Below are 24,422 nucleotides of genomic sequence, written 5' to 3' on the forward strand. Positions count from 1 at the left end.
GCTAGCATCCCTCAGGTATAAAACACTAAATCAAATGAAGACATTAGTACTATTATTCGCTTTGCTGTTTACTGGAGTTGTAAGTTTTGCACAACAAGATGCACAATTTACTCAATATATGTATAACACAATCAACATTAATCCTGCTTATGCTGGATCAAGGGGTGCTCTGAGTATTTTTGGTTTACATCGGGCACAATGGGTAGGGCTTGATGGTGCACCAGTTACAAATGCAATATCTATAAATACACCTATAAATAATAGTAAGTTAGGTTTAGGTATATCTATAATTAATGATAAAATTGGACCTACACATGAAAACACAATTTCTGCTGATTTATCGTATACCATTCCAACAACTGAATCAGTAAAACTCTCTTTTGGTATAAAAGCTACCGCAAATTTATTTGATCTAGATGTATCTCGTTTAAACCCTGTAGATGATGACCCTAGCTTGCACGATTATAATAATAAATTTTCTCCAAATATTGGTGCCGGTATTTATCTCCATTCTGATAGAGCCTATTTGGGGCTATCGGTTCCTAATTTCATAGAAACCAATCGTTATGATGATAATGAAGTTGCTATATTCAAAGAGCAAATTAATTATTACTTGATAGGTGGATATGTATTCGATCTAACTAGTGATCTAAAATTTAAACCTGCATTTATGACTAAAATGGTAAAAGGAGCTCCGTTACAAGTAGATTTATCAGGGAATTTTATGATAAATGAAAAGTTTGTTCTAGGTATAGCCTATAGATGGAGTGCAGCTTTAAGTGCTATGGCAGGATTTCAAGTATCCGAAGGTTTATATATAGGTTATGGATACGATTGGGAAACAACAAATTTAGACAATTATAATTCGGGCTCACATGAAGTATTCTTGAGATATGAGTTATTTAAAAACAATAAAAAAATGACAACTCCAAGATTTTTCTAAAAATCCAAAAAAATGAAAAAACAAATTAAATTCTATATCTTAATTATAAGTATTTTTTCATTCAATACTTATTCACAAAAGAAAATAATTGCAAATACGAAAATAATAAAAGTGGAATATGTATATGTAAATGTTATAAAAACATATGAAAGAGTTGCTCAAAAAGGTTATAAATCGATAGATCTATTTCAAAAACTAGGAAACTCTTATTATTCTAATAATGAGCTCGAAAAAGCAGCTAAATACTATGGCGAATTATTTATTATGACATCAGACTTAGAACCTGAATATTATTACCATTATGCTCAATCTTTAAATTTTATAGGACAAAATGATAAAGCGAATGAAATCTTAGATAAATTATGTCAAAAACCCGAAATGATGCTTGAATATAACAAACAAATGAAAGTTAATCAATGACCCTCTAAAGCCAATTATTATGAAAATTTATACCACTCTATATATAGTAATTGGAAGTGTGTTTTTATTTAACTGTTTAGCCCAAGCAAATAAAGCTAATGTAACAGATAAAATTATGGATACTACAAATACAAAAATGCAAAATAAGATAACTAAAAATGTAAAATTATATCATGTTGAGGAAAATATTAATATGAAATTTGGAGGTTATACAACTACTTATAATGTATCCGACTCGAGTTTAGTAAACAGCTATGATTTAGGACCGAACAATACTAGAGTTGTAACACCAAAATATGAAAAAAAGACAATTGAAATAACCCAACCTGAAAAAAAAATAACTGAAATTACTTATCCAAAAAATAAAGTAATTGAAACGACTAAGCCTGTTATTACTACTGATCCTATTATAAAACCAAAATCAACTGATAAACACAATGACTTTGCATACGTATATATGATAAAAACATATCAAAGGGTAGCGGATAAAGGGTACAAATCTATAGAAATATGTAGTAAACTAGGAAATGCTTATTACTATAATTCAGAAATGGAAAAGGCAGCACAGTGTTATAGTGATTTATTGACTTTAACATCTGATTTAGAACCTGAGTACTATTACCGTTACTCCCAGTCACTGAGGTCCATCGGCAAAAATGATAAAGCCAATGAGATGCTTGAAAAATTCAATGAATTATCTGAAAAAAACACCAGATAATAGTATTTAAAAATCGATCAAAAAAAGTTAACACCAAGATTACTCTAAAAACAATCATTATGAAAAATAGTATACTCCTTTTTATAACAATAGTAAGTGTTTTTTCATCTAACTGTTTTGCTCAGAAGGCAAGGGTTTCCTCAGCCGAAAAAAAATATGATAGCTATGCCTATATTGATGCTATAAAAACCTATAAAAGGGTTGCGGAAAAGGGATACAAGTCGGCTGATATGTTTCAGAAATTAGGAAACTCCTACTACTATAATGCCCAGTACGATGAGGCTGCAAAATGGTATGGAGAATTATTTGCCATGACTTCTGATGTTGAACCTGAATATTATTTTCGCTATTCACAGTCACTAAGATCCATCGGTGCAAACGACAAGGCCAATGAAATGTTTGAAAAATTCAATCAACTTTCTGCTAATGATACTCGAGGGCAGATTTTTAAAAACAACGAGAATTTTTTAGATAAAATAAAAGAAAATTCAGGAAGATTTAAAGTAGAAGATGCAGGTATCAATTCTCAATATTCTGATTATGGAACTGCTATTTATCTAAATAAAATTGTATTTGCTTCAGCTAGAGATACAGGAAGTTTAGGACATAGAAAACATTCATGGACCGATCAATTTTTTACCAACTTATATGCGTCAAACCTAGGAGATGATATGGCACCTGGTGGAGTTGAGAAATTCAATAAAAGCTTAAAATCCAGATTTCATGAGTCCACCCCTACATTTACAAAAGATGGAAAAACCATGTATTTTACAAGAAATAATTTTCTTGATGGAAAAAAAGGAAAAGATGGCAATAACATTACTTTAATTAAAATATACAAAGCAAATTTCGAGAATGATCAATGGATTAACATAACTGAACTGCCTTTCGATAGCAATAACTACAGTACAGCACATCCTGCATTAAGTCCTGACGAGAAAACATTATATTTTGCATCTGATATGCCTGGAACCTTAGGACAATCTGATTTATTTAAAGTAGCTATTAAAGAGGACGGAACCTTTGGAAATCCGGTAAATTTAGGTAGCACAATTAATACCGAAGGTAAAGAGACATTTCCTTTCTTTACTGATGAAAATGAGCTCTATTTCGCTTCAAATGGGCATCCAGGGCTAGGAGGTTTGGATGTGTTTGTATCTAAAATGAATGACGATGGTACTTTCAACGAAGTACAAAATGTTGGTGCTGATGTCAATTCCTCAAAAGATGATTTTGCATATTTAATTGATACTAAATCAAGAAGAGGCTTTTTTTCCTCTAATAGAGACGGAGGACAAGGATATGATGACATTTATAAATTTTTAGAAACAAGAAGATTAACTTGTGAACAATTATTATACGGCGAAATAACTGATATTTCTACTGGGGAAATGCTCGAAAATACAACAATAACCATATTAGATGACAAGTTAAATACTATTGGTACAACTACATCTGACGAAAAAGGGAACTATTCGATACCAGTAGAATGTGGTAAAAGATATAGTGTAAGAGCTGCAAAAGAAGACTATACCACAAAAGAACAAATAATTACAATTCTTAAAGAAAATGGAAAAACACATCTCCCATTTGCATTAGAAAAAGCAACTTGCAAAGTGGCTGTTGGTGATGATTTAGGAAAATGTTTTGGTATAAAAATGATTTATTTCGATTTTGACAAATCCGACATTCGAATAGAAGCAGCGCTAGATTTAGAAAAAATATTAGATGTAATGGACCAATATCCAAAAATGAAATTAGATATCCGTTCACATACTGATAGTCGTGGATCATCCAAATACAACGAAGCTTTATCGGATCGAAGAGCAAAATCTACAATAAACTGGCTAATTAAAAATGGTGTCAATAAAAATCGATTAATTGGGAAAGGATATGGTGAAAACCAACTTGTTAATCAATGTTCAGATGGTGTAGATTGTACGGAAGAAGAACATCAACTTAATAGACGTAGTGAATTTATTGTCACTGAATTATAAAAATCTATAAACTTAAAAAAGAGTGTCTTTAATAGACACTCTTTTTTAATAAAAAAAAACTAACTCGATTTAAATTTTTGCAAATATATTAGTGTAATATTTTTTTCCAGTTGTAGGGTTTTCTCTAATTGATATTCCAAAATGAGTAAAATTACCTTCAATATTATCTTTATGTGCTGGACTATTTAACCATGCAGTAACAGCGGCTTGTGGGCTATTATAATTATATGCAATATTTTCACCTACAGTTTTAGCACCTAATACCTTTATGATATTTTCTGAACGAGCTACAAAATCATCATGATTTACTACATTATTTGTTATCATGTATTTATCATGCTCTTCAGATTTATAAGAAATATGGTTGATTTTTTCTAAAGGATTTAAACCAACACTTACACGGTATTCGTTTATTAAATCCATTGCTTCAATTTCTGATGCGGTGTAAGTATAATTAACTACTACTTCTGATTTAGCTTCAACTGGATTAGCTTCAGAACTATTAGAAGAACAAGAGTTCAAAGTAAATATTACTGTTATTAACATTAATACGTGAAGTAAATTTCTTTTCATAATTTAGTAGTTTAAGTTTAAAGTAGATTGTGGGGCAAACTTCTTTAAGACAATTTTGTATGCGTTCTAATTCTTTTTCAAATATAGATACATTTACGTTAAACTACCAATTTTTATCGATGAACTACATCTTTTGTTTTTAATATTAATCTTTTTCCTACAATTAAATTATTTTAGTTAATAAAAACTAAAATAAACAGCAACATAATACACCAAAATTTATTGAAAAATTACGCTCTAAAAACTAAATATAGACATTAATAAAAATAAATAGAATTAATATTGAAGAAAATTAATGACTTTATAAACTCTTATAGAAAATCATTATATATGATTAAAATGAACTATAAATGTATTTTATGTCCTAGAATAATATAATCTATTTAAAAAGGAAAAGGAAACATTTAAAACACAAAGAAAGGTGCCTTTAACAAGACACCTTTCTTTAATGTAAAACAAAACTAACTTAAATTATATTTTTGCAAAAATATTAGTGTAATATTTTTTTCCAGTTGTAGGATTTTCTCTAATTGATATTCCAAAATGAGTAAAGTTTCCTTCTATATTTTCTTTATGCGAAGGACTATTTAACCAAGCAGTAACGGCGGCTTGTGGGCTATTATAATTATATGCAATATTTTCACCTACAGTTTTAGCACCTAATACTTTTATGATATTTTCTGAACGAGCTACAAAATCATCATGATTTACAACATTATTTGTTATCATGTATTTATCATGTTCCTCAGATTTATAAGAAATATGATTAATTTTTTCTAAAGGATTTAAACCAACACTTACACGGTATTCGTTTATTAAATCCATTGCTTCAATTTCTGATGCGGTGTAAGTATAATTAACTACTACTTCAGATTTAGCTTCAACAGGAGTAGCTTCAGATGCATTAGAGGAACAAGAGTTCATTGTGAATATTACAGCTAATAACAATAATAGACTAAGTAGATTTCTTTTCATAATATAGTAGTTTAAGTTTAAAGTAGATTGTGGGGCAAACTTCTTTAAGATAATTTCGTATGTGTTCTAATTCTTTTCAAACTTACATACTTTTTAAGTTAAACTACCAATAATATCGATGAACTACATGTTTTTATTTTTATTTTAATCTTTTTCTTACATTATGGAGATAACCTTTCAATTTTCCAAGTATAATCATCTTGGTATTTGTACCTGATCCTATCATGCAATCTATTAGCCCTCCCCTGCCAAAATTCAACTTCTAAAGGAACAACTAAAAAACCACCCCAATGTTCTGGTCTTGGGATAACCATACTTTCATATTCTTTTTCCAAATCTTTCAAATTGTCTTCTAAGAAAACTCGAGAAGGAACAACTTCACTTTGATTCGAAACTATAGCTCCTAGTTTACTTCCGTCAGGTCTTGAATCAAAATAATTATCGGACACAATTGCTGATGTCTTTTGAGCAATTCCTTTAATAATTACTTGGCGTTCTAAACCATGCCAAAAAAAAGAAAGACAAATATTAGGGTTATTGGCAATTGCTTTCCCTTTCTCTGAATTGTAATTGGTATAAAACACAAAACCTTCTTCAGAAAATTTTTTAAGCAGTACTACTCTTGATTTTGGAAACCCATCTAAGCCAATTGTAGCAATTGTCATTGCATTAACCTCTTCCCCACTATCAAATTCTTCTACTTCGTGAAACCATCTGTTAAATAAATTTATTGGATCTTCAGGGATATTTGATTCCAATAACTCACTCTTTTCATACGATTTTCTATAATTACTTAAATCATTCATCTTTTTTAATTTTAAGATTTTAATTTTGCAAAAACATCTTTTACAATTACACTATTAATTAAAGGATCTACTTATTTTTAGAAATTAAAAACAACTCCATCATCCGCTAATGCTACTTCAGGGAAAATTGTTTCCGCTTCTTCTTTAAACAGCTTTATATTTTCGTATCGGGTTGAATAATGACCCAAAACTAACTGTTTTACATTTGCTTTCAGCGCTATACTTGCTGCTTCTTTTGCGGTTGAGTGCATTGTTTTCCTTGCTAATGTATCTTCCGATTCTAAAAAAGTGGATTCATGGTATAAAACATCAACATTCTTTATCAATGAAACAATCGATTCATCATAAACCGTATCGGAACAAAATGCATAATTTTTTGTTGGTAATGGATCAAATGTTAATTTATTATTTTCAATTATTCTTCCATCATCTAAAACGATATCTTTCCCATTTTTAATGTTTTGGTAATAACATTCTTCAATTTCAAAACTTTTAACTGTATCAATATTCAACTTCCTTTTATCAGGTTTCTCTTGAAATAAAAAACCATTAGTATAAATCCGGTGTTTTAGAGGTATTGTTTTAACAATTACTTTTTCATCTTCAAAAATCACTTCGCTTTCATTTGATTCTAATTCATGAAAATATAAATTATAATTTGTCCATGAATTAGCTAATCTCAATTGCAATAAAATAATTTCTTTAATCCCTTTGGGACCATAAATATGAAGATCTGTGGTACGACCCAACAAAGTAAACGTTGAAACTATACCTATTAAACCAAAAAAATGATCACCATGTAAATGGGAAATAAAAATGTGGTTGATTTTTGAAAATTTAATTTTGTTTTTACGAAGTTGTACCTGAGTTCCTTCACCACAGTCTATAAGAAATAGTCTGTTTTTAATTTCTAAAATTTGAGAAGTTGGATTGGTAAATGTTCGTGGAGTTGCTGCATAGCAACCAAGAATTGTTAGTTTCAATTTTATAATTTTCGGTTAAATGCAAAAGGTTAAATAAGTCAATAAAGTTTAAGGTTTAAAACCCTAAATCTCTTTCAATCTCTTCCATTTCAATAATATCATGTGCTTCTAATAATGAAGGAACAACAAGAAGTTCTTCAGGTATTGCATTATAATCAAAATCGGCAACAACAATAACGAAAGATTTTTTTGCTTTTTTATGCTGTTTAGACAAAGGCATAAACTGTTTGATCTCATTAATAGACAGATCGTCATGAAACAAAAGATCTATAACAATATTATCTTTTTCAAATGTTTTATATTGGTGCGTCACTTTCATCAAAAAAGAAGTAAAATCACCTTGAGTATCTTTTATTATTACGGAGTGTTTTTTTTGATCTACTTTCATTGCTTTTGATTTTCAAAATTAGGAAGTAGCTAAGTTACTACCGTTTTTTTAAATTACTGAATTTTTGATGCTAAAAGATAGATTACAGCCATTCTGATTGCTACACCGTTTTCAACTTGGTTTAAAATAACCGATTGTTGTGAATCAGCAACTTCTGACGTTATCTCTACTCCTCTATTTATAGGACCTGGATGCATAATTACAATTTCCTTATTTAAAGAATCCAATAAGGTTTTGTCTAATCCGTATTGTTGTGCATATTCTCGCGTAGACGGGAAAAAATTAACATCCATACGTTCATTTTGCACTCGTAACATATTTGCTACATCACACCATTCTAGCGCTTTTCGAAGATTAGGTTCTACAGTTACCCCAAGAGACTCAATATGTCTAGGAATTAATGTTTTTGGCCCACAAACTTTAACTTCGGCACCTTGCATTTGCAAGGCATATATATTAGAAAGTGCTACTCTAGAATGTAAAATATCTCCCACTATAACCACTTTTTTTCCAGCTACTTCTCCTAATTTTTCTCTAATAGAATAACTATCCAATAAAGCTTGAGTTGGATGTTCATGCGCTCCATCACCTGCATTTACAATACTTGCTTTAACATTTTTTGATAAAAAGTAAGCAGCTCCAGGATTAGCATGCCTCATTACTACCATATCTACTTTCATAGAAAGTATATTATTTACAGTGTCAATTAAGGTTTCTCCTTTTTTAACAGATGATTGAGCTGCCGAAAAACTAATCACATCAGCTGATAATCTTTTTTGTGCTAATTCAAATGAAAGTTTAGTACGGGTACTGTTTTCGAAAAAAATATTAGCGATAGTAATGTCTCGTAAAGAAGGTACTTTTTTTATTGGACGATTAATTACTTCTTTAAAATGATCGGCAGTTTCAAAAATAAGGTCAATATCATTCTTGTTAATGTATTTTATACCTAGTAAATGATTTACGCTTAATTCTTTCATTCTTTTACGATTATTATTATTTTATCAGCTTAGCTTTTTGAACGATTTGTTTTACTGATTAGTTGGTAATTAAATAGACCACATCTTCACCGTCATTTTCTTTCCAATTAACCTTTACTTTTTCCCCATTAATTGCATCAACTTGTCTCCCTCTATAATCCGGTTGTATAGGTAAATTTCGGCTAAAACGTCTATCAATAAGTACCAGTAATTCAATTTCTGATGGTCTTCCAAAAGATTGAATAGCAGTTAATGCAGATCGAATACTTCTTCCAGTAAACAAAACATCATCAATGAAAATAACTTTTTTATTTTCGACAATAAAATTGATTTTTGTTTTATTGGCTTCTAATGGTTTATCAGTTCTACGGAAATCATCTCTAAAAAAAGTAATATCTAAATATCCTAACTGAATTTCAGGAGTATTGTATTCATCTTCTAACATGGTTTTTAAACGCTCAGCAAGAAATGTACCTCTAGGCTGAATACCTACTAGAATAGTATCTTTAAAATCGAGATGTTTTTCAATTAGCTGACAAGCCAAACGATGGAGAATGATATTGACTTCTTTGGAATTGAGCAAAACTTTTTGAGTCATAGTAAAGTATTGTGTTTGGTTTTGCAAATATACAAATTCAAATTTATGATTTAATAATTATATCTCTAGAATATGTTTTTGATATTTTTTTTTAATAAAGAAAACCAATTTACAATAAGCCAAAGATATTGTAATAATACTTATTTAGGTGTTCTTTATCTTATTTATAAAATGATTAAAGATAATTAAGTCTAGAAAAAACAATTAGCTTAAATATAATTCTATAGAAAGTTATTTTATAACAATCCATTTGAATTATATAACAAATTTCTTTTGGCAATTGGTAATTTTATAATTCAATTTTAAATCCATTTATTATGATGACCAAAATAACAAAAACACTTTTACTTTTCACAATCCTAATTTCATTTACAAGCTGTTCCGTAATTGGCGGTATCTTCAAAGCAGGTATGGGCGTAGGTATTATTATTGTAGTCGCTATTGTAGCAATTATTTTATTTGTAATTAGTAAAATATCAGGTAAAAAATAGAACTAATTGTTAAATTTCTAAATAAAAAATATTTTTACACTTCATTTTTATAGTTTTTCAATAATTTTAATAGTAATTTTAATATAAAATTTACAATTATTCGATTATGAAATTAACTATATTTTATATTACTCTTTTTTTATTTTCATCAATTTCATATTGTCAAGAAAATTGTAATAATGGAATTGATGATGATGGTGATGGAAAGATCGACTTAAATGATTTAGATTGTATCTGTAATCAAACAGCGGTGCGTTCTATTATTCCAAACCATTCTTTTGAAGAGTATTCTTTTTGCAAAGAAGCCAAAATTTGGGTCCCCGCTAATAATTCTAGAACTGAATATATCAATTGTGGATTAGATTTGGATGGTCAAGAAATATTGAAAAATGGGCTTTCTAATTATCCAGACGGATTTGGTATTTATGGAGCCATGTATACAGGAAATAAAAAAGGGTATATTGGTACTTGTTTAATATCGCCAATGTTAGCTGGCGAAGAATACCAGTTGACACTCGATATTGCAACATTAATCGTTGGCGGTGATGCAGCTTTAGGAACTTCAAACAAAGTTTCTAAAGAAAATTTTAAACAATTGAGAGTTTCTGAATTAGAGCCCATAAATATTACTTTATACGGAACTAGTAATTGCGAAAATCTCCCACTTACCTCAGATGTCTATGTCAACATTTACCAAAGTCCTCCTACTTATGGTCCAAAATGGATTGAAATAGGAAGCGTAACATATACTCCAGTTTCAAAATGGGAAAAAATAACAATCACTTTTACACCAACAGTCGACATTGAAGCAATAATACTTGGTAGTCCTCAAAAACTGCCAGAAAGTTACCCTTATGCCCCTTTTAGAGGCCCTTATGAAGCCCCTTTTTTTTTATATGATGATTTAATTTTAAATAAATCATCCCTATTTGGAGTGAATATTTTAAGGAATGGTGCCTTTTGCGAGAATAATTTAGTTTTGACTGCAAACCCAACTATACTAATAACACCAAGTATTAAGTATCAATGGTATAAAGAAGGAATTGCAATAGCAGGAGCTACAAATAAAGATTTCAGCATACCATATGAGACTAAAAATTATGGGAATTATATTGTAAAAATCACTGATAATACTGGTTGTATTCTAAGTTCACCTTATAACCTTAACAATACTATTCCAGAACCAACAGTTTTAATTACGCAACCCACTTGCTCCGTAAATACAGGAACAATCACGATAACATCTCCTGCAAAAGAGTATAGTTTTGACAGAGGAAAAACCTGGACAACAAATAATGTAGCTACAAATTTAGTGTCAAAAACATATTTTATAAAAACTAGAAATGTTTTAAATTGTGAAGCTTCAAAAATTGTTGTGATAAATAATTTGCTCAATTTCCCAGAAATTTATGCTACAACCCCAATATCCTATGTGCAATTTGCAGTGGCTAAAGAATTAACTGCTGGCGGAACAAATCACTTATGGTATACTACTGAAACGGGAGGTACAGGCTCAACTGAAACTCCAATTCCACAAACATCTATATTAGGTTCTACTGATTATTTTGTAAGTCAGACTATAAATGGATGCGAAGATAATCAACGAAAAAAAATCACTGTAACTATTTATCCAGTTCCATATGCATTTGAATATCCCCATTTTTTCACACCAAATGGAGATGGAGAAAATGATTTTTGGAATATTCCTGAATTTGTAAAAGAAAACGAGGCCTTAATTTATATTTATGATCGATATGGCAAATCATTAGCGATAATTAAACCAAATGATATTGGATGGGATGGAAACTATCAAGGAGTTCCATTACCTTCAAATGATTATTGGTTTAAAGCAATCTATAAAGAAAATGGGGAACTCACTGAATTCAAATCTCATTTTACTTTAAAAAGATAGCCATCATAAAAAATGATTTTATGATGGCTAAAAATAATAGTATTATTTAGTATTAAGAATACATCTTAACTCTCAATTCTTGTATTTTTTCATCGTCAAGATACTCATCAAAAGTCATATAACTATCAATAGCTCCTTTTGGCGTTAACTCCACTACTCTATTTCCCACCGTTTGTGCAAACTCATGATCATGTGTAGTAAAAATAACAGAACCTTTAAAGTTTTTCAAAGAGTTGTTGAATGCCGTAATCGACTCTAAATCCAGGTGATTGGTAGGTTCATCTATCATCAATACATTTCCTCTTTCCATCATCATTCGAGACAACATACAACGTACTTTTTCTCCTCCTGATAATACTCTACAGGTTTTCAATGCTTCCTCTCCAGAGAAAATCATTTTACCTAGAAAACTTCGAATATTAACCTCATCGCGTTCTTCCTCTGTTTTTACCCATTGACGCAACCAGTCAACTAATGATAAATCACTTTCAAAAAAAGAATGATTTTCTACTGGCAAATAAGCTTGGTTTGTAGTCACTCCCCAATCAAAATTACCTGTGTCTGCTTTTTTATTCCCATTCAATATTTCGTAAAAGGCTGTTGTAGCACGAGAATCTTTTGAAAAAAGAACAATTTTATCTCCTTTGGCCATATTCAAATCAACTCCTTTAAACAATACTTCGCCATCAATTGAAGCACTTAAACCTTGAACATTTAATATTTGATCTCCTGCTTCACGCTCTTGATCAAATATAATTGCAGGATAACGACGACTCGAAGGTTTAATTTCAGAAATATTCAATTTAGAAATCATCTTTTTACGAGAAGTAGCTTGCTTTGATTTGGCTACATTCGCAGAGAAACGACGTATAAATTCTTCTAATTCTTGTTTCTTTTCTTCGGCTTTTTTGTTTTGTTGTGCACGTTGTTTTGCCGCTAATTGGCTAGACTCATACCAAAACGTATAATTTCCTGAATAATGATTTATTTTACTAAAATCAATATCAGATATATGAGTACAAACTGAGTCTAAGAAGTGTCTATCGTGAGAAACTACAATTACTGTATTTTCATAATTGGCCAAGAAATTTTCTAACCAAGCAATAGTTTCAAAATCCAAGTCATTGGTAGGCTCATCCATAATAAGCAAGTCAGGATTACCAAAAAGAGCCTGCGCCAAAAGCACACGAACTTTTATTTTTCCTTCTAGATCACCCATTAAGGTATAGTGATGCTCCTCAGTAATTCCAAGATTGGATAACATAGATGCAGCATCTGAATCAGCGTTCCAACCGTTCATTTCTTCAAATTGAACTTGTAACTCCCCTATTCTATCTGCATTTTTATCATTATAATCCAGATAGAGTTCGTCCATTTCTTTCTTAACTGAATACAAAACCTTGTTCCCCATTATTACGGTTTCCAATACGGTATGTTCATCAAACATATTGTGGTTTTGATTTAAAACCGACATACGCTTTCCTGGTTCTAAATGGATATGTCCAGATGTAGGATCCATTTCTCCAGAAATTATTTTAAGAAAGGTTGATTTTCCAGCACCATTAGCTCCGATAACTCCATAAATATTACCATGTGTAAAGGTGGTATTTACTTCGTCGAATAAAATTCGTTTGCCAAATTGAACTGATAAATTATTAACTGTTAACATAAATGTTTTTTATAAAAATTTTTGCAAAAGTACAAAAAATTAATGATTTTTTTATTTATACAAAGACAATTTGCTGAATTGAATTAAACAAAAACGAATCGTATTTATCAAAAAAAAATCCTGACAAAAAATTGCCAGGATTACAATATAATCTCTTTAAACTAAACCATAACCAAATTAAAAGAAACTAATATTTACTTATAATAATTTTTTTAAACTACTATAAACTGCTAATTCAACATCAGCCTGTTTTTTAGAATTGCATTCTTCCAATAAAACATTCAAAACAATTGGATTAAGAGTTTGTTGATTATCGAAACGCAATAAAAACTGTTTTGATATGTCACTTAAACTTTTAGACAATGGCAATAAGGGTTGAATAAGCGGTGCATTTGTACTTAACCGTACTAAATCAGTATTCATAGTGATCCATTTTTCAAAAAAATGAGTAACTTCTTTTTGATTTTCAATGTTTTTATCTTTCAAATATTTATTTACTGCGGTATCAAAATCAATAGCATCTGATGCATCTGAAGAGCAAGCATCGGCAAATAAACTTAGAGGAGAAAACATAAAGTATTTTTTTCCACCACCATTTCGTGTATAGTTTTTAAGTGGCTCGCATACATTAGTAAAGTCATTTAAAGCTATAGTATTTTGGTTATTGCTAATATTTCTTAATATCACTTCTTTGTTTCTAATGTGAGTAATTCCCAATTCCTCTAGTCTAAAAGAAACGGTTTTTAATCTTTTGCGTAAGCTAACCATATCAGTCACACTTTCATCCGACCATAAACGTTCAGCAATTGCAGCAGTTCTTGGCCAAATTCTGGAATCAATATTTAAGGGAGTTACAAGTTCACTCCACATTGCAGCTTCTCCACCTAATATCCTAGCTTTTTCTTCTGGAGTTAATAAAACTGTTTTAGAAATTGGGTCGTTTTTATAATGACTTTCAAGGCTGAGCATTAAATCAATATAATATCCGTTTGACAAAACTGTTTTGTAGCCATTTTTTGCCGCTGCAATTAGGGAACCCCCAGAAGCTAAACCTTCGTTAGTTCCTCTCCAGGCATGAATAATGGCGTCTTTGGTCATGTCTTTGGTCATTATTTCTTCCCAACCCATCACATTTTTCCCATGTTTTTTCAACATTGGAACCAACTGCATATTAAAATATGTTTGCAAATCATGATTATTAGCCAGATTGTGTTTTTTCTTAAACTCTTGTATTTTAGGATTAGCATTCCATTCTTTTCCATTGTTCTCATCGCCACCTATATGGAAATAGTTAGAGGGAAATAAAGGGCAAACGGCATCAAAAATGGCACTTAATACTTCATAAGTCTTAGGATTCGTAGGGTCTAATGCAGCATTAAAAATACCTGATCTCCTTTCTACAGCATATGATCCAACTCCGTTATCAATTTTACTTCCTATTTCTGGAAAAACAGATAAAATGGCCGATGCGTGTCCTGGAACATCAATTTCAGGAATAATCAATATTCCTCTATCATCAGCATATTTTACAATCCCTTTAATTTCTTCTTGTGTATAATAATTTCCATCAGAAGCTAATTCATGCAACTTGGGGAAGTTTTTCATTTCAATTCTCCATCCTTGATCATCTACTAAATGCCAATGAAAAACATTCATTTTCATAGCAGCCATGGCATCTAAATTTCTTTTAATAACATCAACTGGTTGAAAATGCCTTGCCGCATCAATCATTAAACCTCGCCATGTAAAACGCGGCGAATCTGTAATATTTACTGATGGAAAATAAAATGCTGTTCCATCATTTTGAAGCAATTGCAATAGGGTTTCTAAACCATGTAAAGCCCCTAGATCAGTTTCGGCATTGATTACTATTTTATTTGAATCTATCGAAAGTTGGTAACTTTCATTCTCATTTATTTCTATTTTTCCAGATCGAGTACAATTGATTTGTAATTGTGCTTCGGGAACCTCATTGATTTTAGTCAAAAAATCTTGTTCAAAGAATAAACCAGTTCTTCCGTCTAATCGTCGCAAAAATCGGGTCGCTCCAATAAAAATTCTTGCATCAGGATTCCCTGTAATATTCACTTTAAAGTTTTTGCTTAAAGCAAAAGTTCCAGCGGTTAAATCAACTTTTTGTGGCCAAGGCATTAAATCTAATTGCTCTTTTTTAATTTGAGCATTGGAAATAAAAACAGATAACAATAAAAACAAAATGTATTTCATAAATTTAAATAATAAAATGTAACAATTATTTAATAATCAAAACGCTTAAACGCTTCAATCGCTTCATATTCAGCTAGACCTAAATCATCATATAATTTAGCTGTACTTTTATTACGGTCTTCGGCCCTAACCCAAAACTCTCTGGAATCATTTCCTTGAAACATGACGCGGTCTTTTTGAGATTGATGAAATAAAATAGCATGTCTTTTTAACATTACCTCATCAGGACTTAATGGTACCGCCATATCAATTTCATGAATATCCCATTCATGCCAAGCACCACGATACAACCACAGCCAACAATCCTTCATGTAGGGCTCCTGTTTCAATTCTCCCATCGCTGCAAAAATAGCATTCAAACATACTTCATGTGTTCCATGTGGATCTGCTAGATCACCAGCTGCAAAAACTTGATGTGGTTTAATTGTCGCAATACTATTTTTTACTATTGCAATATCTTCAGCACCCAATGGCTTTTTCTTTATATGACCCGTTTCATAAAATGGCATATCTAGGAAATGAGTATTTTCATCTTTTAAACCAATATATCTTGTAGCTGCATAAGATTCACGTCTTCTAATTAGTCCTTTTAATTTTCGAACTTCTAAAGAATCGGCTTGATTTTCTTTTTTATTATTTATAAAATTAATAATTGATTTAAAATTAATTTTTGATTCCTCTACTCCAACAAAATCATTACATACCTCAGCAAATTTCAATGCTTCATCATCCGTAACTGCAATGTTTCCCGAAGTTTGATATACAACATGAACATCATGTCCTTGTTTTATCAATTTAGAAAATGTTCCTCCCATAGAAATTACGTCATCATCTGGATGTGGGCTAAAAAGGATTACCCTTTTTTGTGCTGGATTAGCACGTTCTGGTCTATTGGTATCATCCGTATTTGGTTTTCCACCTGGCCACCCTGTTATAGTGTGCTGCAAAATATTGAACATATTTATATTCAAATCATAAGCAGAACCCTCCAATGCCAAAAGATCTGACATCCCATTGTTATTATAATCTCTATCTGTTAATTTAAGTATCGACTGTTTTGTTTTTTGACACAACCATACAATAGCTTTGCTTTGCAATTCTTGAGTCCAAATACACTCTCCAACCAACCATGGTGTTTTGAAACGAGTTAATTCTGATGCTGCCGATTGATCTAATACAAAAGTGGCATTAGTATGATGTTGCAAAAAAGTAGCTGGAATTTCAGAACTTATATCGCCTTGAATAGTACGTTTTATAATGTCCGCTTTATTTTGACCCCATGCCATTAATACAATTCGTTTTGACCTAAGAATTGTAGAAACTCCCATGGTAATAGCTCTTTTAGGAACATTATCAATACCATTAAAATCAGATGATGCATCAACCTTAGTAATATGGTCCAATGTAATTATCCTTGTACCTGAATTAATATGTGAACCAGGTTCATTAAACCCTACATGTCCAGTACGTCCAATTCCCAATAATTGAAAATCTAAACCTCCAGCATTTTTGATGTTCATTTCATAATCAATACAATATTGATTTAATTCATTTATAGCAACTGTTCCATCAGGAATATTAATATTCTCTGGTTTGATATCTATATGATCAAAAAGATGTTGATGCATAAAATAATGATAACTCTGATTGTTTTCTTTTTTCATTGGATAATATTCATCCAAATTGAAAGTAACAACATTAAAAAAGCTAAGGTCTTCTTCTTTATGCATTCGTACCAACTCGTCATATACTTTTATTGGAGAAGATCCTGTTGCTAAACCAAGAACACAAATTTCATTTTTTTCTTGTTTGAATCTAATTAATTGCGCAATTTCTTGTGCAACAACTACAGAAGCTTCTGCAGAGTTTTTAAAAATTTCATTATGAATTTTTTCAAATCTGGTTTCTTCAAACTTACCTACACTTTTGTAACTAATATCAGGTTTCATTTCTAAAGCACTTTTCATTTTTATACTATTTTATCTAACTTAAATTTATAAAGATATGAATTTTATAAAAAGGTATAAGCAAATCAAATACTTATACCTTTTAAATTTAATCTTTTTTTTTCTAGAAGTTTCCTCCTACTTTATCCCACCAAAGTCTTGTTCCACCATTGTCAAGTCCTCCAAGTTTGGCAACTCCTGTAGCTACTCCACCTGCATTACCGTCTTTTTCAGCTTGAACAAAATTTAACCTTCGTACTCCAAGATTAGTATCAATTTTACCACCACTTGTGTTTTTAAGTACGGGCAATAATTTTGGATATCCAGTTCTTCTATAGTCTGACCAAGCTTCTTGCCCTTCAGGAAAACCTGCAATCCATTTTTGTGTAATAATTTTTTGCAATTTAACTTCATTGGTTCCAGCAGCATTCCAAGCAACTGTAACATTGTTTAAAGCAGCTCCATTATTTACGGGAAAATTGGGATCCACATAAGCCTTAGCTGTTTTTATGTTATCAGCAATATAAGCCGCTGCACCAGAAGCTCCCAGCTGACTAAACGAACTTGATATACCTGATTCATATAAACCTTGTGCGTCACCAGCCATATTCCAACCTCTTAGTGCCCCTTCAGCTCTTAAAAAATAAACCTCGGCTGTTGTCATTAAAACAATTTCTTTTGAATTTACAATTGGTCCAATACCTGAAAAATCAACATGATCCGCTTTGGCTGCAATTTCAATTCCTGTGCGAACTCCTTTGTATTGTCCTGGGAATTGTACTGCTGTTTTAAAGAAAACGGCTAACCTAGGATCAGCATAACCGCCCATAATGGACTCCATATCAGCTGACATACGAATGTCACCCCAAGCATTGCTTATTGTAGCAATTGGATTATTATAAACTGGCGATACCACTTTGAATAAATCATCATTAGTTGTCATTACACCAAATTTTTGCGAAATTGCTTTTTCTGCTTCAGTTTTGGCTAATGTCGGATTTACTTTTACAATTCGCATCGCCAATCTTAATCGCAATGAATTAGCAAATACAACCCATTTTTTATAATCTCCTTTGTAACCCGACAAATCTGTAGTGACAAATGTAGAAACTTCATTTGCATCTACTCTTGTTGTTAAATCAGATACTGCAAAATCCAATTCTTTAAACATTAAATTATAAACCTCTTCTTGAGAATCATATTCAATAACTGGGTCAGTAGTTCCAAATTTTGAATATACAATTGGTCCATAAGTATCTGTTACTCTATGCATCCCTTCCACTTTCAAAATCAAAGACAATGCATAAAATTGATCGTATTTGCCTTTTGCTTTCTGTTCTACTGAATAGGCATTGTACATAACATCACTGTATGCAGCCCCCCAGGAGAAACCATTCCAACCGTCTACTAAATCATATGTAGTATTATTTGACCCTCCTGCAAAACCGGTAGGTGTTGCCATATATCCTGACCAAATATCTCCCTGCAAACCTTGTTGCACTTGGTATTTCCACTCTGGAGTAAGAACTAAGATATTATTAAACATAGGGCTAAAAGAACCTTTAATATGATTAAAATCTTGCTCTAGTAATTGTTGGGTAATACCGTTTGGATTTGTATTTATTTCTTCAAAATTATCTGTACAACTTACTGCTGCGAGTAAAGTAGCGCAAATAGCTGCTTTTTTTATAGTATTTAATTTCATGATTTTTTAATTAGAAAGTTACATTTAAATTAAGACCAATACTTCTTGTAGATGGCATTCCATAAACATCAATACCTTGTAAACCCTCACCAGTACTTAATGAAATATTTGGGTCAAAAGGAGCGTCTTTATAGATAAATCCCAAATTTCTTGCTATTAGCGATAAACTTGCAGCTTGTAAAAAAGGTAGCTTATTGGTATTAAATGTATATCCTATTGAAACTTCTCTTAAACTTACATTGGTAGCACTATATACATATTCACCAGTAGCACCTGCTCTACCTCCAGTTTGTTTATAATAACTCTCTGTTGGGTATTTTCCCGCATACGCTGTTCCATCAGGATAAACTGCATTGATTGTAACTCCGCCAGCATTTCTCGCGTCACCTGTTATTTTAGAAACACCAAACTCATCATTTATAGCCTCTGTTAAACTCATTACATCACCACCAAATCTTGCGTCGATTAAAACGTTTGCAAAGAAAGAACCAAATTTAAAAGAGTTTGAAAAACCTAACATAAAGTCAGGATTGGAATTTCCTACTTCTTCAAAACCCGTTTTTTGAATTGTTCCATCTGAATTCAATAACACTCTTCCTTGTTCATCTCTTTTAATGTTTACTCCTTCAATAACCCCAAACGGTTTTCCTTGTTCCAATACATATCTGTAATTGTTAACACCTGCTTCGGTCAAGATTACTTTCCCTCCTAGTTCAGTTGGGATCTCCTTAACTGTGTTTTTATTAATGGAATAGTTCAAAGCAGTATCCCAAGAGAATTTATCTGATTTAATTATTTTTCCAGTTACAACGGCTTCAAAACCTTGATTTTTGATACTTCCAGCGTTAATACCATAGTATTTTACTCCCAAAGGATTTGTAGGTGGTGCAAGTATTTGTAAGTATTGATGTTTAGTCTCTGAGTTATAATAAGAAAACTCGAAACCCAATCTATTATCAAACATTCTCCATTCTGTACCTATCTCTATTTCTGATTTTAATTCTGGTTGCAATGAACCTCCTGGTCTTGGCGCAACTACTGGCGGTTTATTACCCTCAGCAGTATATCCATAGGTTGGCGAAGTAACAAATGAAAATATATCATTTCCTACTTGTGCATAGGTAGCTCTAACTTTTCCGTAGTTAATAAATTCTGGCAAAGTTGTCATTTCACTAATAATTCCAGTAACACCCACTGAAGGATAAAAGAATCCTGAATTATTGGTATTTACTAATGTAGAAGACCAATCGTTTCTTGCAGCTAAATCTAAAAATAACATGTCTTTGTAACCAAAAGTAGTTGCCGCAAAAACTGATTGCACTTCTTTGGCAGCATCTAATGTTTGTAGATTACCCGCATTATTAACAAAATTCCCTAATGTAAACCAGTTTGCAATTTGTAATCCTCCACCAATACCAGAATCTAAAGTAGTTCTTTGATTCCCTATTGTATTAGTTATACTTGTACCAGCATTTGCGTTAAAACTAATATCTGTATTCAAATCTGTATTGATTGTAGCAATAAAGTCAGCATATCGTTGTGTACTTAATGTATTTACGTTGATATACCTCCCATTTGCATGCGACAATGTACCCTGTGTTGTAGCATATATCTTTTTATCAAAACCACTTTCGGAACGGTTATAACTGTATCTTGAAGCAAGTGATAACCAATTATTCACTTTATAATCCAAAGCAATAGAACCATTAAAAAACTGATTCGTATCCTCAGACTTATTTCTATTAATTCCCCAGTACGGATTTTGAAGTATATCTCTATCCGTCATCCAGTTTTGTGCCATTAGATTTCTTGTGGGATCATAAACTTCAAAATTGTTTTTATATTCATTGAAATCATTTCCTCTAGGCATTAAATAAACACCTGTCAAAGGATTAAAGTAAAGTCCGTTAACTGGCTTATTAATGATTGTTTGAGTTGTATAATTAGCATTTGCGGCAACATTTAATTTATCATTGAAAAATTTAGCTGTCTGACGGATTCCAAAATTATTTTTTTTCAAATTGTTTCCTGGAATTATTCCTGCAGCACTTGTGTTAGCATACGATAAACTTGTTGATGATGCTTCAGTCGCAGAAGAAAAAGCCATTGAAGTAATTTGAGTACTTCCTGTATCAAAAAAACCTTTCACATGGTCATTTGAAGCTCCTTTTGCTCCCCAGGTTTCTTCACCGCCTTCAACTGCTACATAATCATTTTGAAATTTCGGTAAATAAGCAGCACTTTCAAAAGTGGTAACAGAGGAAACTTTAAAATTTGATTTTCCTTCTTTAACTTTTTTTGTAGAAAGTAAAATAACTCCATTTGCACCTTGACTTCCATACAATACAGAAGCAGCTGCCCCTTTAAGTACTGTCATCCCTTCGTAATCGTCTGGATTAATAAGAGAAACAACATCTCCTCCGTCACGGTTTCCACCTGCAGTATCACCAAAAGCATTATTTGGTTGACCTGAAGTTCCATTAAACAATGGAATACCATCGATAACATATAACGGTTGATTGTTACTCACTGATGAATTTCCACGAATTACAACTTTAGTAGATCCACCAGTTCCTCCAGCACTTTTAGTTACCGCAACTCCTGATATTTTACCAGCAATCGTATTAATAATGTTAGCATCTTTTACTCTAGTTAATTCTTCTCCTTTTAACTCTTGAGCAGAATAGGTTAATGACTTTCTCGTTTTCTTAATACCCAATGAAGTTACAACCACTTCATTAAGTGCGTTAGAAGAAGCATCTTTCAATTGAACAGTAATAGTACTAGAGTCGCCAATAGCAATATTTTGTGTTTCAAATCCTAAATAGGAAACTACTAAAGTTTTCCCTTTTTGAGCTTCAATAGAAAAATTACCATCTAAATCGGTAACACTTCCTTTGGACTCGCCTTTTACAACAATGGAAGCCCCTGGTAACGGCATCCCAGATGCATCAGCAACTGAACCTTTGATGATTTTAGACTGTGCAAGCGTAACTTGTGCAGTAAAAACCATCATAAAGATTAAAATAATTTGTTTCATAATTAAAAGTTTATGTTAGTTATTTCGTAAATGTATCAGTAAGAACATTCTCAAAAAAAAAAATTAAACCAACAGTACATTATTTTAAACCAACGACATTATTTTGTCTATAACAGGTTTTTTAGTAAAACACCATAAATGATTTTTCAATAAGGATTTTATTAAAAAACATATTTTTATGTAACAAAAACTGATTTATATTAAAAAAAATGACTAAAGTTGTACTTTTGTTATTAATCTGGACTTTCTGTATTTAAATTAAAGATGAACTAAGTGAGTGAATTAAAAGAACTAAAATTCGATATAAAACTGAAAAACCACTTATGGTTTTGGGGTATATACTTTTTATTAAATTTTTTGCGTTGGGGTGCTTATTTTAATGATTATGAGTACTCTTTTAAATCAAATATTATTGAATTTGCACTTCATATTCCATTAGTATATTTTAATTTATTTGTACTAATACCAAAATATGTAGTCAAATCGAAGTACATGAAATATACCATAGCTTTACTATTCAGTCTTACCATGGTCTATTTATTAAAAACGGGACTTACCTATTATATTATTTCCGAAAATATTTGGCCAGAAGCAAATAGAGAATACAAACCATTTGAAATAAACCATATAATAGCAGTATGTATTGGTGAATTATATGTTCTAGCAATGGCGTCTTCAGTTTACCTCACTTTAACTTGGTTGAAAGAAAGAGATAGAAACAAAACTTTGATAGAAGAGCAATTTAAAATAAAATTGAAATATTTAAAGAACCAGATTCAACCCCATTTTTTTTTTAATACTTTAAATAATCTCTACGCTTTATCTCTTGAGTCATCAGATAAAGTGCCAGATGTAATTATTAAGCTTTCCCAGTTGATGGAATATGTTTTATATGATATTGAAGAAAACACAGTTGTTCCATTAATTAAAGAAATTAATTATATTCAAAATTATATTGAAATTGAAAAACTTCGATTTGAAAAAATTGAAGTATCTATTAATATCGAATCTAATATTGATGATGTTATGGTGCCCCCATTATTATTAATTACACTTCTTGAAAATGCTTTTAAGCATGGAGGCATTAACAATCAAAACCTTAAAATAAAAGTCAATTGTAAAATTATTAATGGATCAATATTGCGTTTTGAAATCCTAAATAATTTTGTACTTTCACAAAACTTTAATCCCAAAATAGGCATTGGCTTAAAAAATACTAAAAAGCGATTGGAATTAATTTTCAAGAATAAATATACTTTAGACCATAAAATAAAGTTTAATTATTATATAATAAGTTTACAAATACCTATCAATAATGAAGATTAAATGTGTTATAGTTGATGACGAACCATTTGCGATAAAGGTATTGCAGAATTATTTTAAAAACTTTCCCGATTTTGAAATAGTTGCAACCTTCACAAATACGTTAGAAGCATTAAATTTTATAAATACGACTGCTCTTGATGTTGTTTTTTTAGACATCCAAATGCCTATTATGACAGGTTTTGAATTAATAAGGTTAATAAAAAAGGAACCCAAACCTAAAATAATCATTACAACTGCATATCGAGAATTTGCCGCCGAAAGTTACGACTTAGAAGTATTAGATTATTTGATAAAACCATTACCTATAACTCGATTTATTAAGTGTATTAATAAAATTTCGACCGAAATTAACTTAAAAAACAATATAAAAATTGAGCCCTTTCGTGTAGAGCCACATTTATTTATTAAAGTGGATAAAAAAATGGTGAAACTAATTATTGATGAAATTTTATTTATAGAAGGAATGAAAGAATACATCAAGATCGTTTCCCTTGACAAGACTTATATTACTCATAAATCATTAACGTCATTAACAGAAGAATTACCTATCGACCAGTTTGTAAGAATCCATAAATCGTACACGATTGCTCTCAACAAAATAAAATTTATTGAAGGGAATAGAATACAAATTCATTCTTTCACTTTACCAATAGGAAGAAATTACAATAAAGAAGTTAAGAGTAGAATTTTGGAATAAATACAATAGGTAGGTTATTAAAAAAACTT

Annotated in this window: 20 protein-coding genes; 8 read left to right on the forward strand and 12 right to left on the reverse strand. The window is 31.0% G+C overall.

The features are described from left to right. The first annotated feature begins 34 nt into the window (after positions 1-34). From AB3G33_RS12675 to AB3G33_RS12690, 4 genes are read left to right on the forward strand one after another with little or no spacing between them, the layout of a single operon-like run. Positions 35-943, forward strand: coding sequence for a type IX secretion system membrane protein PorP/SprF (locus AB3G33_RS12675; protein WP_367753234.1), 909 nt, complete (start codon positions 35-37; stop codon positions 941-943). Between the two features lie 12 nt (positions 944-955). Further along, positions 956-1,363 carry a flagellar motor protein MotB gene (locus AB3G33_RS12680; RefSeq protein WP_367753236.1) on the forward strand — a complete coding sequence of 136 codons (408 nt, stop codon included), beginning with the start codon at positions 956-958 and terminating at the stop codon, positions 1,361-1,363. A gap of 19 nt (positions 1,364-1,382) precedes the next feature. Beyond that, positions 1,383-2,081 (forward strand): tol-pal system YbgF family protein, encoded by a 699-nt coding sequence (locus AB3G33_RS12685; RefSeq protein WP_367753238.1) that lies wholly within the window; start codon positions 1,383-1,385, stop codon positions 2,079-2,081. Positions 2,082-2,140: 59 nt separating this feature from the next. Next, positions 2,141-4,078 carry an OmpA family protein gene (locus tag AB3G33_RS12690; RefSeq protein ID WP_367770077.1) on the forward strand — a complete coding sequence of 646 codons (1,938 nt, stop codon included), beginning with the start codon at positions 2,141-2,143 and terminating at the stop codon, positions 4,076-4,078. Positions 4,079-4,147: 69 nt separating this feature from the next. Here AB3G33_RS12690 and AB3G33_RS12695 read toward each other — a convergent pair whose 3' ends face one another. The 7 genes from AB3G33_RS12695 to pyrR all read right to left on the reverse strand — a co-directional run bounded on the left by AB3G33_RS12695 (position 4,148) and on the right by pyrR (position 9,381). Then, entirely contained in the window at positions 4,148-4,651 is a 504-nt protein-coding gene (locus tag AB3G33_RS12695; protein WP_367770080.1) for a CAP domain-containing protein, read from the reverse strand. Between the two features lie 471 nt (positions 4,652-5,122). Further along, the gene (locus AB3G33_RS12700) at positions 5,123-5,626 is read right to left on the reverse strand and encodes a CAP domain-containing protein (protein WP_367770082.1); all 504 of its coding nucleotides are present in this window, start codon (positions 5,624-5,626) and stop codon (positions 5,123-5,125) included. A gap of 161 nt (positions 5,627-5,787) precedes the next feature. Next, complete coding sequence (gene pdxH / locus AB3G33_RS12705; protein WP_367770085.1) at positions 5,788-6,432, reverse strand: pyridoxamine 5'-phosphate oxidase; 645 nt, start codon at positions 6,430-6,432, stop codon at positions 5,788-5,790. Positions 6,433-6,509: 77 nt separating this feature from the next. Then, a complete protein-coding gene (locus AB3G33_RS12710; RefSeq protein WP_367770088.1) occupies positions 6,510-7,415 on the reverse strand; it encodes a ribonuclease Z in 906 nt (301 codons plus the stop codon). Between the two features lie 55 nt (positions 7,416-7,470). Then, positions 7,471-7,803, reverse strand: coding sequence for a ribonuclease Z (locus tag AB3G33_RS12715; protein ID WP_367753250.1), 333 nt, complete (start codon positions 7,801-7,803; stop codon positions 7,471-7,473). A gap of 53 nt (positions 7,804-7,856) precedes the next feature. Further along, positions 7,857-8,783 (reverse strand): aspartate carbamoyltransferase catalytic subunit, encoded by a 927-nt coding sequence (locus AB3G33_RS12720; protein WP_367753252.1) that lies wholly within the window; start codon positions 8,781-8,783, stop codon positions 7,857-7,859. Positions 8,784-8,841: 58 nt separating this feature from the next. Then, on the reverse strand, positions 8,842-9,381 hold the full coding sequence (gene pyrR / locus AB3G33_RS12725; RefSeq protein ID WP_367770091.1) for a bifunctional pyr operon transcriptional regulator/uracil phosphoribosyltransferase PyrR: 540 nt from the start codon (positions 9,379-9,381) through the stop codon (positions 8,842-8,844). Positions 9,382-9,698: 317 nt separating this feature from the next. Between pyrR and AB3G33_RS12730 the strand changes: the two genes are divergently transcribed. Both AB3G33_RS12730 and AB3G33_RS12735 read left to right on the forward strand, forming a co-directional pair. Further along, on the forward strand, positions 9,699-9,872 hold the full coding sequence (locus AB3G33_RS12730; protein ID WP_367770094.1) for a hypothetical protein: 174 nt from the start codon (positions 9,699-9,701) through the stop codon (positions 9,870-9,872). 106 nt (positions 9,873-9,978) lie between these two features. Next, positions 9,979-11,784 carry a T9SS type B sorting domain-containing protein gene (locus AB3G33_RS12735; RefSeq protein WP_367770097.1) on the forward strand — a complete coding sequence of 602 codons (1,806 nt, stop codon included), beginning with the start codon at positions 9,979-9,981 and terminating at the stop codon, positions 11,782-11,784. 52 nt (positions 11,785-11,836) lie between these two features. Here the strand turns inward: AB3G33_RS12735 and AB3G33_RS12740 are convergent, their stop codons facing one another. From AB3G33_RS12740 to AB3G33_RS12760, 5 genes are all read right to left on the reverse strand, one after another. After that, positions 11,837-13,453 (reverse strand): ABC-F family ATP-binding cassette domain-containing protein, encoded by a 1,617-nt coding sequence (locus AB3G33_RS12740; RefSeq protein ID WP_367770099.1) that lies wholly within the window; start codon positions 13,451-13,453, stop codon positions 11,837-11,839. Between the two features lie 198 nt (positions 13,454-13,651). Continuing rightward, positions 13,652-15,679 (reverse strand): beta-N-acetylhexosaminidase, encoded by a 2,028-nt coding sequence (locus AB3G33_RS12745; protein ID WP_367770101.1) that lies wholly within the window; start codon positions 15,677-15,679, stop codon positions 13,652-13,654. Between the two features lie 29 nt (positions 15,680-15,708). Beyond that, entirely contained in the window at positions 15,709-17,646 is a 1,938-nt protein-coding gene (nagB, locus tag AB3G33_RS12750; RefSeq protein ID WP_367770104.1) for a glucosamine-6-phosphate deaminase, read from the reverse strand. A 103-nt stretch (positions 17,647-17,749) separates the two neighbouring features. Continuing rightward, entirely contained in the window at positions 17,750-19,330 is a 1,581-nt protein-coding gene (locus AB3G33_RS12755) for a RagB/SusD family nutrient uptake outer membrane protein (protein ID WP_367770107.1), read from the reverse strand. Positions 19,331-19,340: 10 nt separating this feature from the next. Then, positions 19,341-22,370 carry a SusC/RagA family TonB-linked outer membrane protein gene (locus AB3G33_RS12760; RefSeq protein ID WP_367770109.1) on the reverse strand — a complete coding sequence of 1,010 codons (3,030 nt, stop codon included), beginning with the start codon at positions 22,368-22,370 and terminating at the stop codon, positions 19,341-19,343. A 492-nt stretch (positions 22,371-22,862) separates the two neighbouring features. Here AB3G33_RS12760 and AB3G33_RS12765 point away from each other — a divergent pair, with 492 nt between their 5' ends. Together AB3G33_RS12765 and AB3G33_RS12770 are read left to right on the forward strand one after the other, a co-directional pair. After that, complete coding sequence (locus AB3G33_RS12765) at positions 22,863-23,696, forward strand: sensor histidine kinase (RefSeq protein ID WP_367770112.1); 834 nt, start codon at positions 22,863-22,865, stop codon at positions 23,694-23,696. After that, positions 23,686-24,393 carry a LytR/AlgR family response regulator transcription factor gene (locus AB3G33_RS12770; RefSeq protein WP_367770115.1) on the forward strand — a complete coding sequence of 236 codons (708 nt, stop codon included), beginning with the start codon at positions 23,686-23,688 and terminating at the stop codon, positions 24,391-24,393. The genes AB3G33_RS12765 and AB3G33_RS12770 overlap by 11 nt, the downstream gene beginning before the upstream one ends. The last annotated feature ends 29 nt before the right edge of the window (positions 24,394-24,422 follow it).

Source organism: Flavobacterium sp. WC2421 (genome assembly GCF_040822115.1).
Lineage (GTDB): Bacteria > Bacteroidota > Bacteroidia > Flavobacteriales > Flavobacteriaceae > Flavobacterium.